The organism is Paenibacillus sanfengchensis, assembly GCF_036864765.1.
GTDB lineage: Bacteria > Bacillota > Bacilli > Paenibacillales > Paenibacillaceae > Fontibacillus > Fontibacillus sanfengchensis.
Map to the genome: position 1 here is coordinate 691,450 of NZ_JBAGJC010000001.1, position 13,963 is coordinate 705,412.

At 51.2% G+C, this 13,963-nt stretch carries 11 protein-coding genes and 1 pseudogene; all 12 read right to left on the reverse strand.

Annotation, left to right across the window (positions count from 1 at the left end; translation table 11 throughout):
• Positions 1-9: 9 nt before the first annotated feature.
• Positions 10-861 carry a MetQ/NlpA family ABC transporter substrate-binding protein gene (locus V4U84_RS03140; RefSeq protein ID WP_334073301.1) on the reverse strand — a complete coding sequence of 284 codons (852 nt, stop codon included), beginning with the start codon at positions 859-861 and terminating at the stop codon, positions 10-12.
• A 39-nt stretch (positions 862-900) separates the two neighbouring features.
• A complete protein-coding gene (locus V4U84_RS03145) occupies positions 901-1,671 on the reverse strand; it encodes an SDR family NAD(P)-dependent oxidoreductase (protein WP_334073302.1) in 771 nt (256 codons plus the stop codon).
• Positions 1,672-1,676: 5 nt separating this feature from the next.
• On the reverse strand, positions 1,677-2,138 hold the full coding sequence (locus tag V4U84_RS03150) for an S-ribosylhomocysteine lyase (RefSeq protein ID WP_124331543.1): 462 nt from the start codon (positions 2,136-2,138) through the stop codon (positions 1,677-1,679).
• Between the two features lie 95 nt (positions 2,139-2,233).
• A complete protein-coding gene (locus V4U84_RS03155; protein ID WP_334073303.1) occupies positions 2,234-2,914 on the reverse strand; it encodes a methionine ABC transporter permease in 681 nt (226 codons plus the stop codon).
• Positions 2,911-3,978: a methionine ABC transporter ATP-binding protein gene (locus tag V4U84_RS03160; RefSeq protein WP_334073304.1), complete on the reverse strand. Its 1,068-nt coding sequence runs from the start codon at positions 3,976-3,978 to the stop codon at positions 2,911-2,913. The genes V4U84_RS03155 and V4U84_RS03160 overlap by 4 nt, the downstream gene beginning before the upstream one ends.
• Positions 3,979-4,229: 251 nt before the next feature.
• Complete coding sequence (locus V4U84_RS03165; RefSeq protein WP_334073305.1) at positions 4,230-6,482, reverse strand: glycoside hydrolase family 3 C-terminal domain-containing protein; 2,253 nt, start codon at positions 6,480-6,482, stop codon at positions 4,230-4,232.
• Between the two features lie 77 nt (positions 6,483-6,559).
• Positions 6,560-7,886 (reverse strand): annotated as a pseudogene (locus V4U84_RS03170) (glycoside hydrolase family 30 protein).
• A gap of 37 nt (positions 7,887-7,923) precedes the next feature.
• Positions 7,924-8,751, reverse strand: coding sequence for a carbohydrate ABC transporter permease (locus tag V4U84_RS03175; protein ID WP_334073306.1), 828 nt, complete (start codon positions 8,749-8,751; stop codon positions 7,924-7,926).
• Positions 8,748-9,635 carry a carbohydrate ABC transporter permease gene (locus V4U84_RS03180; RefSeq protein WP_334073307.1) on the reverse strand — a complete coding sequence of 296 codons (888 nt, stop codon included), beginning with the start codon at positions 9,633-9,635 and terminating at the stop codon, positions 8,748-8,750. Before V4U84_RS03180 ends, V4U84_RS03175 begins: the two co-directional genes overlap by 4 nt.
• 75 nt (positions 9,636-9,710) lie before the next feature.
• Positions 9,711-11,006: an ABC transporter substrate-binding protein gene (locus tag V4U84_RS03185; RefSeq protein ID WP_334073308.1), complete on the reverse strand. Its 1,296-nt coding sequence runs from the start codon at positions 11,004-11,006 to the stop codon at positions 9,711-9,713.
• Positions 11,007-11,086: 80 nt separating this feature from the next.
• Positions 11,087-12,166: a response regulator gene (locus V4U84_RS03190; RefSeq protein ID WP_334073309.1), complete on the reverse strand. Its 1,080-nt coding sequence runs from the start codon at positions 12,164-12,166 to the stop codon at positions 11,087-11,089.
• Between the two features lie 3 nt (positions 12,167-12,169).
• Positions 12,170-13,936 (reverse strand): sensor histidine kinase, encoded by a 1,767-nt coding sequence (locus V4U84_RS03195; RefSeq protein ID WP_334073310.1) that lies wholly within the window; start codon positions 13,934-13,936, stop codon positions 12,170-12,172.
• Positions 13,937-13,963: the final 27 nt, after the last annotated feature.

The window sequence follows — 13,963 nt, forward strand, 5'->3', positions numbered from 1 at the left end:
GGAGCCTCTCTATTCTTGCAGATAAGAGATCGGCTTATCTACGGGCACCTTGGTGCCGCCGAACTCCTGCTCGATATATTTCTGCGTATCCTCGTTGTGATACAACTCACCTAATTTTAAAATGCCTGGATCATTCTGCTTCTCGGAAGTGGTCGCCAGCACATTGATGCTATTCTTCGTATCTACAGAAACTTCCTCATGGAACAAGGAGTCCTTCAGGACATTCAATCCGCCTTCCAGGGCAATCGTGTTGCCGATCAATACCAGATCGACGTCTTGGATCACCCGCGGGCCGGTCGTATCGTCGATCAGCTTGAACTTCAGATTTTTAGGATTATCGACGATATCGTTAACCGTACCTGTCCCCAAATTAAAATCATCCTTCAGTTTGATCAGACCGGCAGTCTGCAGCAGGCTTAAGCCTCTGGCCGTATTGGCCGGGTTATCCGCCAGGGCGACGAGGGCGCCGTCCGGAACCTCCTTAATATCCTTGATCTTCTGTGAATAGATGCCCATCGGCTCCAGATATGTGGTCGCTGTTGCTACCAGATTGGCGTTGCTTTCTTTATTATAGTTGACGAGATAAGCCCAGGATTGAAAAGCATTCACATCGACTTCGCCTTCCTTGGTAGCGTTATTCAACTCTACGCCGCCATTAATCTCCTTGACTTCAATATTAAGCTTGGCATCCTTGGCCGCCTGGGATTGCGCGATATGCTTCCAAATCTGAGCATCGGAGCCCTGCGAACCAATGACAATCTTCTGGCCATCGCCCGATGATTTGCCGCCGCAGCCCGCGGTCGCCAGTATCAATACCAATCCGAGTGCTAGTCCGCCCCATAGTTTCCCTTTACTGCTCATATGATCCTCTCCCCTTTTGATCTGGATGCTATTTTTCTCCTAATGCATGGTCATACCGCCAGTTACATTGATCGCTTGGCCTGTCATATACGAAGATAACGGACTGGCCAAAAATAGGGCGACGTTGGCAACATCACTGACCTCGGCCGTTCTGCCCAGCGGAATTTGGGAGCAGTCCTCCGCATAGATCTCCTCGGCCGTCATGCCGCGGATTAATCCGCCTTCGACACGCTCCCGATGCTTCATGGGCGTCTCCACAATACCCGGACATATCGCATTGACGAGTATGTTATGCCGCGCCAGTTCAATCGCCATTACCTTGGTCAGTCCAAGCACCGCATGCTTCGATGCGCAATATCCGCCCATAGCCCGATAGCCGTTCTTGCCGGCCTGCGAAGCCATTTGGATAATTCTCCCTGGTCTTCTGGCATCGACCATCGCTTTCGCAAATATTTTCGATACCAGGTATAACCCCGTAGAATTAATGGAGAATACCTTCTCCCAATCCTCCAGCTTGCTGTCAATCACGTAATCCATCGTGGAAATGCCGGCGCAATTCACGACGATGTCCGGAACTCCCGCCTGTTCCAACACCATATTTGACCAGCGATAGATATCCTCCGATCGGGACAAATCCAGTCTGGATTCGAACAACTGCCCGTTAATTTCTTTAAAATCCCCTTCATGAGCGAGATCGGCAGAAATGACCTTGGCCCCACTCTGCAGTAGAATTTGTACGATGCCTTGTCCAATGCCTGAATTGCCCCCGGTGACAACCGCCGTTTGATGCGATAAATCCAAAGTAATCATGGCTGTTACAATACTCTTTCAAAAGGATCCCTGCTGATTCCGGCTTGCAAGACGATCTTCGCGTATTCCTGAGCAGAGAACAGGGAATGGTCCTTGTAATTCCCGCATTCCAGCGCGGAGACAGCCGGAACCTCGGTTGTTTCCAGCACGCGCTTCAGCGTTCTTTCCAAGGCGGACGCGATCTCTTCGGGATCGTGCTCATTCCAGAGAATCAGATAATATCCGGTTCTGCATCCCATCGGAGAAATATCGATGATGCCTTGAATCTCGTCTCTCATATAGGTAGCGAGCAGATGCTCAAGAGTATGAAGTGCCGCCGTCGGAATCGCGTCTTTATTCGGCTGCAGGAAGCGAAGATCATATTTTTGCACAGTGCTGCCTTTTTCATCATGCTCAAGCCCTGCCGCCCTGACGTAAGGAGCCTTTACGATCGTGTGGTCCAATTGAAAGCTTTCTACTTTTGCCATTGTTCTTCAGTCCTTTTTGTAGTGTTGTATGTTTAACCAGTACCCGCCCAGAGGCTAGGGCAGTATACTGCACAAACCGTGGTCATACCCTGATGTCAATGCGTCGTCTTCTTGGTGAAATAATCCCCGATGAATTGGCACACGAACACCAGAATCAAGATCAGAATCGTAGCCACAAGTGTAATATCCGTCTGGAAGCGGTTGTACCCCTTATTGATAGCCAGGCTGCCGAGGCCCCCGGAGCCGATGGCCCCAGCCATCGTGGTCAGTCCGATCAGGTTAATGATCGTCACAGAGGAAGCCCTGATAATCGCGGACAAGCCTTCTTTCAGATATACGCGGAAAATAATCTCAATCGGTCCCGACCCCATAGACTGAGCCGCTTCAATGATCCCGGAATCAACTTCCACCAGCGCATTTTGTATCTGTCGGGCATAGAAAGGTACGATGCCGATGACCAGGGGCACGATCGCGGCATTCATACCGATCGATGTGCCTGTAATAAGTCGGGTAAGCGGCACGACAACAGCGATAAGAATGATGAATGGAATGGATCTGAACAGGTTAATGAATTTCTCCAACACACTATAGACCAGCCTGTTCTCCAGAATGCCTCCCTTGTCCACCACAACAAGGGTGACGCCAAACAAGATCCCAAATAACACGGAAAATAACGAGGTAACGACCACCATATAAATCGTCTCATAGGTGCTTAGCAGGATGTCTTCCCTTAAATTCCAGATGTTAGGGAAATATTTTGTAAAAAACTCACTCATGCCGGATCACCCACCTTTCGATTCTGAAAAAGTCGGGAATTGATAACTTCAACGTCTACCCGAGCCGACTGCAAGTATCGCAAAGCTCCCTCCAGATCACCGGGAGTGCCGGACATCACTACGATCAGATTGCCGATCGGGGTCTGCTGTAAAATCTCCACATTCGCGAATAAAATATTCGTCTTAACTCGGTAACGGGCAGTCAGCTCGGAAATAACCGGTTCACTGGTACTGTCGCCGATATAAGAAATCTTGCACAGCATATCGTTATCCTTCAAATGAAGGAGTGAAGGGTGCGACGTAAGCTTGTCCAGCATCTGCTCGATATGAGTAGCCGTATTAATGAAATCACGGGTCAACGTATTTTGCGGACGGCTAAAGATCGAGACGATATCGCCCTGCTCGACAATCCGCCCGGCTTCCATAACGGCAACCTTATTGCAGATCTCTTTCACAACTTGCATTTCATGCGTAATAATGACTATGGTCAGCCCCAGCGTTCGATTTAATTTCTTCAGCAATTCCAGAATGGATAGCGTCGTTTTCGGGTCCAGGGCGCTGGTCGCTTCATCGCACAGCAATATTTCCGGATCATTCGCCAGCGCTCTGGCTATAGCTACCCTTTGCTTCTGCCCTCCCGACAATTGGGAAGGATAAGCATCCAATTTATCCGACAAGCCTACCAGCTCTAGCAATTGTTTAACCTTCAGGTCCCTTTCGCGCTTGGAGAGCTTGGAACTCTTCAAGGGAAAGTCCACATTGTCATAGATTGTTCTCGAGTTCATCAAATGGAAATGCTGAAAGATCATTCCGATCCGCTTCCTGGCCAAGCGCAGCTCCTTGGGCTGCAAAGCCAGCAAATCCTGCCCATTGACTACTACACTTCCCGCCGAAGGCCGCTGCAGCAGATTAATCACGCGGACCAGCGTGCTCTTCCCCGCCCCACTGTAGCCGACAATTCCGTATACGTCTCCCGCGTCAACCTGCAGACTGACATCCTGGACGGCTGTAACCGATTGTGACCCATTTTCAAAGGTAACTTGAATATTGGATAAAGTAATCATGATGTCCAACCCTTTCTAGACTTCTGTGAACTAAGCCAGCTCCGGAAAATATATTTCTGTCATTTTACATCAGTTTACTCGGAATTACTACTACATTTTTTTAGGAAAACTATACCAAACCGCACTGCCACGCATATTCCAAGTATGCAAAAAAGCCTTGAATTTCCATGCAAGGAAATCCAAGGGCTCGTTCATTCGTTCAATCAGCTTAACTTATCGGTCGTTTAAATCACGTTTTTCATATATTTGAATTATTCGTTTAACTCCGCGATGTCCTTGGCCAACATCTCCTCTGTATATTTACCTTCGCCAAACGCAACCATGCCGCGCAGCGGCAAATATTTCAGCATGGCGAGTGCCATCTCCGGATTGTCCTCCAGCATGGCCTCAAACCCACTGCGTCCGGCGATCTCCTTCGCTTGGGCCGCCGTAGCCGGATTCAGCAGCAAATCACCGATGAGCGTATTTTGAGTTACGGGCGCCTGCTTTAGCGGAACCGTGGATTTAACGGTAACCTTTCGTGTCAAAGCGATGTCCCGCGAGGACGAGCCGACGCGGATCTCAAACTCGCCGGATTCCACATGCCAATCCGCCAAGGCGACGTTGTAATAAGCGAATGCCCGTTTGTCCAGCGTAAACCGGACAGTCTGGACCTCCCCGGGTTGAAGCTCCACCTTGTGGAAGCCCTTCAACTCCTGGAATGGCCGGACAACACTGCTTTTCAAGTCGCGGACATATAACTGCACCACCTCTTTGCCGACGCGACTCCCCGTATTTTTCAGGGTCACCTGGACCTCCAGGGACTCATCATCGTGCAGGGTTGCGCGGTTCAGCTCCATATCCAGAAGTTCAAATGAGGTGTAACTTAGACCGTGTCCGAAGGCAAATAACGGCTTGATCTCTTTTGTATCGTAGTATCTGTATCCCACAAAAGGACCTTCACGGTATTCCACCCTGTCTCCTTCGCCCGGGAAAAACAGGTACGAAGGATTGTCGGACAGCCTGACCGGAAACGTCTCCGCCAGCCTGCCGCTCGGGTTAGCGATGCCGAGCAGCAAATCGGCCACCGCGCCGCCGAACGCTTGCCCGCCCAGGTACCCTTCCAGCACCGCCTTTGTCTTATCGAGCCAGGGCATTTCCACCGGCGCACCGTTGCATAAGACGACGACGAGGTTCGGCTGTCTCGCCGCCACCGCTTCGATTAGCGCCAAATGACTTTCCGGTATGGACAAATGTGTGCGATCATATCCTTCCGACTCGTACCGATCCGGCAAGCCCGCAAACACGACCGCCACTTCCGCGTTCGCGGCCGTTTCCGCCGCCGCCTCGATCAGCGCGGTTTCGATCTCATCCGAATCGATCCGATAACCTTGCGCATAAGCGACGGATCCCGCCGAAGCGAGCCTGCGGATTTCCCCGAGCGGCTCATCCAGCTTCGTCGGATTGACATGCGAGCTGCCGCCGCCCTGATATCTCGGACGAACCGCAAATTCCCCGATGACCGCGAGCGATGTGCCGGACTGCAGCGGTAAAATGCCTTCATTTTTAAGCAGAACCATGCTTTCGCAAGCCATTTGCTTGGCCAGCGCATGATGCGCTTCCAGATCGACGACCGTCTGAGCCTTACGTTCTTGCCCGGCTTTCTGAAGAAACGCGAGCAGGCGTTCCACCGCGCGATCGAGCGTCTCTTCCGGCAAGGTTCCGTTCCTTACGGCCTCGACGATATCCCGATCATGGATCCCGCCGTTCCCCGGCATCTCCAGCTCCATTCCCGCCCGGAGCGCCTTGACGCGATCATTGACCGCTCCCCAATCGGACACGACGAACCCTTCGAACCCCCACTCCTCACGCAAAATACGCGTTAACAGCGTTTCATTTTCGGAGGCGTACTCCCCGTTCACCTTGTTGTAAGCGCACATGACGCTCCAAGGTTGTGCCTGTTTCACAGCTCCTTCGAAGCTGGCCAAATAAATTTCGCGCATCGTTCTCTCGTCCACGATGGCGTCGACGGACATCCGGCGGTGCTCCTGATTATTGGCCGCGAAATGCTTCAGTGAAGTGCCGACGCCTTGGCTTTGGACTCCCTCGATATGGTGGGCCGCCATCTCCGAAGAGAGAAACGGGTCTTCGGAAAAATACTCGAAGTTTCTTCCGCACAGAGGCGAGCGCTTGATATTCGCCCCGGGGCCGAGAAGAACGGCCACATTCGCCGCCTGGCATTCCGTTCCGAGCGCCACGCCTACCCGGTGGATCAGGTCGCGGTTCCACGAAGCGCCCATGCCTGCCGCCGTGGGAAAACATGTTGCCGGAACGCTGTCGTGAAGTCCGAGGTGATCCGAGGTTTCATCCTGTTTTCGCAGCCCGTGCGGCCCGTCCGTTACCATGACCGATGGTACGCCGAGGCGCTCCACGCTTTCGGTATGCCAGAAATCCGCCCCCGAGCAAAGACTTGCTTTCTCCTCAAGCGTCAATTGCTTGATGATTTCCTCAATGCATTGGTTCATCGCTCCATCCTCCATGGCGGCACCCCGAATCGCAAAGGATCGGGATACCTCATTCATTGGCCTAACTGGTCTACCGATCAAAATATCATCGTGTTAAAGGACTCCGGCTCCAGTTCGAAGCCGTACATTTCCGTTCCGTCCGAAATCCGCACGGTTCTCGTTTCCCTAAACGGATTTGACATCACTACGACGCGCTCGCCGCTTGGTGTCACGTAGCTGACCGCGTTGCCGAACCAGTGGCCTTGCTGACCGATCCGCTTTGAGCCCGGCGTCACGAAATGCGAGAAATGTTTCATGACATAATACTCGGGATTAAAAACCGCCCTTAGTTGCTCCTTATCGACCGTAATCATCGAGTTCTGCTCCCACCCCCACGTGCTCCGTCCTTTAGGCTCAAGCACCATGTTCCAATAAACGTACGCGTTTACCCGGTTCGTGAAATAATGTTGGAACAGATTAAATACGTATTTGGCATACTCCCAAGTATTCGTACCGTCGCCGCATTCGTTCTCGGTTTGCATGTACCGCAGTTCCGGGTAGCTCAGCACAGTGCGCTGGATCGCCCATTTTCCGGCCCATTGATAGCCTACGCCCTTAATCTTCAGGATCGCTTAACACCGTATGTGCGTAAGCGTCGTGGTCGGTGACCTTCTTCTTTAGCCATTCGTCCCACGGTTCCGGCGCATTAATGGTCCCCAGCCAGATTTCCGTATCGAGTCCATGCCGTTCAAAGGCCGGTCCTAAATAATCGCGGATATAATCGCGAAGCTGCTCGCCCGTCCAGACACAGGACGGAAACTTCTGATCGGCCACCACTTCGTTCTGGACATGGATCTGGTGAATCGTGATCCCCTCTTCCCTATAGGCCTGCACGAACTTCACGAAATATAGAGCATAGGCTTCCAGATTTTCGTGCTCCCAACGAAGTGTTCCGTAGTTATAAGCTTTCGGGTGCTTCATCCAAGTCGGCGGGCTCCAAGGCGAAGCGAACAGTTTTAGTTCGGGATTTAGCGCCAGGGCTTCCTTGATATAGGGAATCAAGTATTTCCGGTCCCGTTCGATGGAGAAATGCTCCATCGCATAGTCCCCATCCGTTTCATTGTGGCTGTACCACTCCAGGGCGTAGTCACTGGCTCCGATCGGAAGCCGGCAAATGCTGAATTTCTGTTCCCCGCCCGGATGAAACAAGTCGAACAATACCCTTGTTCGCTGCTCCTCGGGAAGTTGACTTAACGCCACAAACCCGAGCTCATTAAAACATCCCCCAAACCCTTCCACGTTTTGATAAACGGCATCCGTTAGCGTCAAATCCGCGGTTCCCCCGTTTGTCAATAAATTAGGCAGACCTTTCTCTTCCCATTGCCGCTCCCTTGTGCTCGATATCCATCGTTTCGGTTGTAACATGAATATCCTCCTCTCCTTATTCAATTAATGCATATGCCTAGCCCTTCACGGCCCCTTCAGCGATTCCTTCCATAATAAACTTTTGGAAAAACGCGTAAATCATCACCACCGGAATCGCCGTGAGCACCAGCGAAGCCAGAATCAGCGACCACTCCTTGTTATACTCCCCGAACAACATGTTGGTGGACAGGATCAACGTATAGTTGTCTACGTCCGTCAGCATCATCAGCGGCAGCAGGAAGTCGTTCCAGATCCACAGAAAGTCGAGAATCGCGATCGTTACGGTGATGGGCAAAAGCAGCGGCAAAATGATCCGGATAAAGGTCTGGAATTCGTTGCAGCCGTCAATTTGTCCGGACTCTTCCAGCTCCCGCGGGATCGACTTGACGAAACCATGATACAGAAAAATGGCCATATTGACGCCAAGCCCGATATAGATCAGCGCCAGTCCGTAAGTGCTGCCCTGCACCTGCATGGTTTTGGCCATCCGGGTGAGCGGAATCATGATCGAATGGAAGGGCACGAGCATCGAGGCCACAAACAGCAGAAAAATAAAATTGCTTAATTTGCCCCGGGTTCGGGACAGCTTATAGCCCGCCAAAGCGGAGCAGAAGACGATTCCTCCGATACCGATCACGGAAACAATCACCGAGTTCAAGGAGCTGTTCAGGAGATTGATTTTTTCGAACGCTTGCGAGTAGTTTTCAAAGTGCAGCTTCGTCGGCAGGGCGACGAACGATTCGAACATTTCCCCTTGAGTCTTAAACGAGTTGACGACCGCCATATAAATGGGAAAACATGTGAACAGGGCGCCCACGGACAAAATCAACCCGATCAAGAGCGAATTGATTCTCTTCATTCTCATGCTTCCACCTCTTTTTTCTTCATGACGTTCATCTGGATCAGGGTAACGAGTAATACGATGGCAAAGAGAATGAGCGATTTCGCGCTGGCGTAACCGTAGCGGAAGTTATTGGAGAAAGCCTCTTCATAGATGTTCATCGTAATCACCTGCGTGCTTCGTCCCGGCCCGCCGCCGGTAAGTCCGTATACGACATCAAACACTTTGAATGCGCCGTTCAGCGTCAGGAAGAAGCAAATGGTCACGGCATGCGTAATCATCGGCAGTATAACGCTTCTTAACGTTTGGAACGAATTGGCCCCATCGATAATGGCCGCTTCCTTCAAGCTCTGAGGCACCCCTTGCAGGGCCGCCAAATAAATAATCATCATGTACCCGACCCCGTTCCACAGCGACACGATCAGGATGGAGTAGAAAGAAAATTTTGGATTGCCCAGCCAGGAATGGTCAAGGAAAGTAATCGCCGCTTTTTCGGCGAGCTGCGGAATCACTTGCGAAAAAACAAAGGTCCACATAAAGGAACTGATAATTAGACTGATCATATTCGGCATAAAAAATATCGTACGGAAAAATCCTTTGCTCCGGGTCCGCGTCTCGATGAGTACGGCAAGAAGCAAAGCGATTACATTTTGCAATACAACCATGAATGCGACATATTTCAGCGTAAATAATAACGCATTAATGAAATCCGGGTCCTCCGTGAGCGCTTCGACGATATTGGCAAATCCGATGAAGCTGTAATTCTGGTTCAAACCGTTCCAGTCCGTAAACGTGTAATACATTCCGCCGAATGTCGGTATGAGCAGAAAGATGGTGTAAATAACGAGTGCCGGGGCCGTAAAAGCCAGCAAAGAGATATACTTCCTGAAGATCCTGGATGACGGCATGTTCTTCCTCCCCCTCCGTTTGTCTATGAATTGAGAAGGAAGGAACTTCTCGTTCCTTCCTCACCGGCAGCCGCGTTACTTGTTGACCTTGTTATACGATTTCCACGCTTTGTCGAGTGCTGTGAGCACATCGTCCTGCGAAATTTGCCCGGCGATGTAGGATTGCAGCGCTTTGCCGGATTCATCTTTAACCGCTTGCGGAATCCGTGGATCTTGATAGGACTTGCCCTCTTTCACATAAACCATCGCATCGTCCACCCAAGGATAGCTGCTGTAGTCGTGTACCGTGGCGACCGGATTAAACTTCAGCGCCTGGAAGAATGCGCTGGAATCCTTGTCGTCCAGAACGTAGTTCACAAAATCGAGGGCAACTTCCTTGTTTTTGCTAGTCTTGGATACGGCCAAGGAGGTAGACGTACTCAAGTTGATCATCGTAGCGTCGGGATTGTCGTTGATCGGCAAAGCCGCTACACCAAAACGGAGGTCGGGATTGGATTTCAAAATCGTCTCCGCAAACCAGGGGCCCTGAACCCACATCGCCGCCTTACCCTGCGCAAACATCGCCGCACCGTCGTCGCCGCCTACCTCGAGGCCGTTTTTGGTACCGTTCGCGTAAACCAAGTCGATGATGTCAAACATCCCTTTCATTTCGGTGAAGGAGCCTTGATCCTGGTTCATCCGCTCGATGAAATCCGGATTTTCCGTATTGACCAGTTGACCTATGGAAAGCGGCAGGAATAATTGCGGAATCCACGCCTCTTTGTCGGATAAAAGAAACGGGGTGATCTTGTTTTGTTTCAGCTTTTCAACGACTGTCTTCATCTCCGACAATGTCGTAGGAGGCGTCAGTCCCTGCTCTTCAAAAATCTGCTTGTTGTACAAATATCCCCAAGACAGTGTCTCGAGCGGAACCGCAACAATTTTTCCGTCTTCGGTCATGACCGAAGGCTTCACGCTATCCAGCAGCTTGCCGACGAACGGTTGATCCGACAAGTCTTCCAGATACCCGGCTTTATAAAATGGAGGGATTTCGTTGACCGCATGGATCGCGAATATGTCGGGTGCGTCGTTGGAAGCCAGTCTGGTTTTTAAAATTTGCGGGGCGGTATCCGCCGGCGGCATTTCCAGTTGAACCGACACATCGATGTTTTTCTCCGCTTTTTCTTTGGCCACGAAGGCATCGATGTACTTGTCATAATGTTCTTTTAGGCGAGGTTGGGCGATAAACATTTTCAAGTTGACGCTTTTCCCGCCGGAGCTTTCGCCCCCTGCCGATTCGTTGTTCGCCGCATGGTTTCCGCCGCCCGCTCCGCAGCCGGCAAGCAAAGAGACGATTAGCGCGGTTCCTGCTAGACCCTTCCAAATTTTCATATAAGATGACCCCCCAGAACGTTGATGTTTGTTTACGCCTTCATTCTAATTTATTTATGAAAGCGCTTCATTGGACGGGATTAGACTTTTCGATTGGATATTTTTAAACCTTGTGAACCTTTTCTCGCCTCTCCCGGCGAAATTCCGAAATGCTTTTTAAACACCCTGTGAAAATAGGACACGTCCTCATACCCGATCATTTCCGCTACTCTCTTGATGGCGACTTCTTCGTCCGATTTCAGCCATTCCATCGCCTTCTCCATTCTTAATTCCACGACATAGTCCGTAACCGTTAAGCCGTATTCCAGCTTAAACGCCTTGCTCAAATACTCTTTGCTGACGAAAAACAGCTTGGCGAGCTGCTCCAAACCGATCGGTTCCGCGTAATGATGATCAAGATACGATTTGACTTCTCCCAAATGCAGTTTATTTTTATATTTCCGCTGTTTGATCAGTTCTTCCAGGGCGTTCACATAACACTCGGATATCAAGCGGACCCCTTCCTGGAAGGAGTTTGGCATATCCGTAAGTTCAGCCGGGCGGTCCGATTCGCCGGCTAACGCGTTCGCCGCGCAGAGTTCTCTCAAGTACAGCAGAGTATCTTTTACCAGATAGCGGATCGTTTCCGGCTTCAACGCGGATTCAAGCTCCGAATCGGATTGCAGTTCATGGCATACTTTCCGGAGTCCCCCGCCATTCAGATCATTAAAGTAAGTCCCCAACCGCTTTTCGTATGCGGCCCATCTCGAAGACATCTCCAAATCGATTCCCTGCCGCTCCGTGCGCTTCCGTAGAGACACGCAACATCTGGCCAACACCGCGTTCAGTTCCTGCGGATCGATCGGCTTCAGCAAATAGTCGACCGCTTTGTAGCGGATCGCCTGCCTGGCGTAGTGGAAATCATCGTACCCGCTTACCACGATGACCTGCTTGTCGGGAAAACGGTCGCTCATCTTCCGCATCAGTTCTACTCCGTCGGAACCCGGCATGCGCATATCGGTAATGATGAGCTCAGGGCTAAGCCGTTCGATCATCCGTATCGCTTCCAAACCGTCCTCCGCCTCCCCCACGACTTCCATGCTGTGTTCGTCCCATCGGCCCAAATTTTTGATAATATTCCGGTTCCACTCTTCATCATCCACTATCAATACTTTGAACATGCTTTAGCCCTCCTTTTGATCGGGAAGATGCAGCGTGACACTGGTGCCTTTGCCCCATACGCTGTCAAGGCTCATTTTGTATTCCGCGCCAAAATACATCTGGATTCGGGAAGCCACATTGATCAGCCCGATGCTCGTTCCCTTGGTCCATACCTGCTCCAGATCCCGGTTCAGCTGCGTTCGCAACCGCTGGAGCTGCGCATTTTCCATCCCTGCCCCATTATCCCGGACCATCAGCCGTATGCCCTCGGACTCGGGGCGGATCGTCACCTCCAGCCGCCACTCTCCGGTCTTATGATCCAGCCCGTGAACAAATGCATTTTCGACGATCGGCTGCAGTGCCAGTTTCGGGATTCGGCAGTCCAGCACATCTCCGTCTATGTTTAGCTCGTAATGGAGCCGCTTGCCGAAGCGCCGCTGTTGGATATTCATATAATGATTCAGATGTTCAAGCTCCGCCCGAAGCGTCGCAAGCGTATCCGGATCCCGTACGATATAACGGAACATTTCACTAAGCGAACGGATGATACCGTAGCTCTCCGCCGGTTTTTGCGAGAAGATCATTCCCCCGATCAACTGCAGCGTATTTTGCAAAAAATGCGGGTTGATTTGCGATTGCAGCGCTTTAAGTTCCGCCGTTTTCTTTTCCAGGCGAATCCGGTACTCGGTATTAATATGGTCTCTGATCCGCTGGGCCATGGTGGCAAAATTGGCTTCCAGGAGCCCGATTTCATCTTTGCGCTTGCTCCGGGGAATCATCTGCTCCTTGGTCAAATCGAGCTTCCGCATCGCCCGGGCCAAACCGATGATGGGTTTGGTCGTTTTCCAGGCAAAATAAAAAGCAAATAAAGCGGAGATGATCGTGGAAATCATCCCGACGATCAAACCATAGTTCATCGTCGCCCGGGCGCTTTCGTTGATCGTGGCGACCGGGATTATTTTTACCAATCTAAGGTCAACGGGATCCAGCGTATTGTAAAAAACGAATTCCCGATCCGTTCTGAATTGGCCCGGCCCGGCATCCTTGGAAGCTTGCAGCTCCGCCGCCACATCAGGAGAGATTTCGCCGTCGCCGTATAGAATGCGGCCGTTCATATCCGTAACGAACACGGACTGCTCCTTTCCTTCGCCAAGTAAACGGATCGTTTGATCGAAATAGGACCAGAGTACCTCCAGGGAGATGTAGCCCAGCTTTTCCTGGTTTTCAAAGCGGTTGATGCTGCGAATCAATCGAAATTTGCCGGGGTCCGATGAATCCGTCTCCACGATAAAATCTTTGTTCTCCCGCAGCAAATCCCGGTAAACGCGCGGTATGCCGCTGATCTCTTCCACTTCGTTTTGCATCGAATTGATCGTAAACAGCGTCCCGGTTTCATGCAGGTACATAACGACGCCGACCAGGTGATTCCCTCCGCTGTAATACACGCTATTCAGTGAATTAAAAACATTCTGCTGAGCGACAAATTGGCTGGCCGGGGTTTCCGCTTCGGGCCGATTCAGATAATTGGCCAACCCCGGACTGATCTGGAGCGAATAGACCAGGTTGTTTAGTCTGGCAAACTGATCACTCAAATAAATCCCCGTCCATTTCATATTGGATAGGTTGGTGCCTATCACTTGCTCTTCCATCGAAGCGCTGCTGTTCTCCGCTGCCAGCGCGGTAACGACGACGACGGGTACGATCGCGATCAATATCATCGTCAGAATCAATTTGTTGCGGATACTCGTTTTGAACGGGTCAATGACCCTCCGCCGCAGTCTGCCAAACATTCGCTTCCCCCCTGTGATGCCGCATAT

Bases quoted from the DNA above. Each gene is read 5' to 3' on its own strand.
- V4U84_RS03140 (WP_334073301.1), bottom strand. From the start codon at position 861: ATGAGCAGTAAAGGGAAACTATGGGGCGGACTAGCACTCGGATTGGTA.
- V4U84_RS03145 (WP_334073302.1), bottom strand. From the start codon at position 1,671: ATGATTACTTTGGATTTATCGCATCAAACGGCGGTTGTCACCGGGGGC.
- V4U84_RS03150 (WP_124331543.1), bottom strand. From the start codon at position 2,138: ATGGCAAAAGTAGAAAGCTTTCAATTGGACCACACGATCGTAAAGGCT.
- V4U84_RS03155 (WP_334073303.1), bottom strand. From the start codon at position 2,914: ATGAGTGAGTTTTTTACAAAATATTTCCCTAACATCTGGAATTTAAGG.
- V4U84_RS03160 (WP_334073304.1), bottom strand. From the start codon at position 3,978: ATGATTACTTTATCCAATATTCAAGTTACCTTTGAAAATGGGTCACAA.
- V4U84_RS03165 (WP_334073305.1), bottom strand. From the start codon at position 6,482: ATGAACCAATGCATTGAGGAAATCATCAAGCAATTGACGCTTGAGGAG.
- V4U84_RS03175 (WP_334073306.1), bottom strand. From the start codon at position 8,751: ATGAGAATGAAGAGAATCAATTCGCTCTTGATCGGGTTGATTTTGTCC.
- V4U84_RS03180 (WP_334073307.1), bottom strand. From the start codon at position 9,635: ATGCCGTCATCCAGGATCTTCAGGAAGTATATCTCTTTGCTGGCTTTT.
- V4U84_RS03185 (WP_334073308.1), bottom strand. From the start codon at position 11,006: ATGAAAATTTGGAAGGGTCTAGCAGGAACCGCGCTAATCGTCTCTTTG.
- V4U84_RS03190 (WP_334073309.1), bottom strand. From the start codon at position 12,166: ATGTTCAAAGTATTGATAGTGGATGATGAAGAGTGGAACCGGAATATT.
- V4U84_RS03195 (WP_334073310.1), bottom strand. From the start codon at position 13,936: ATGTTTGGCAGACTGCGGCGGAGGGTCATTGACCCGTTCAAAACGAGT.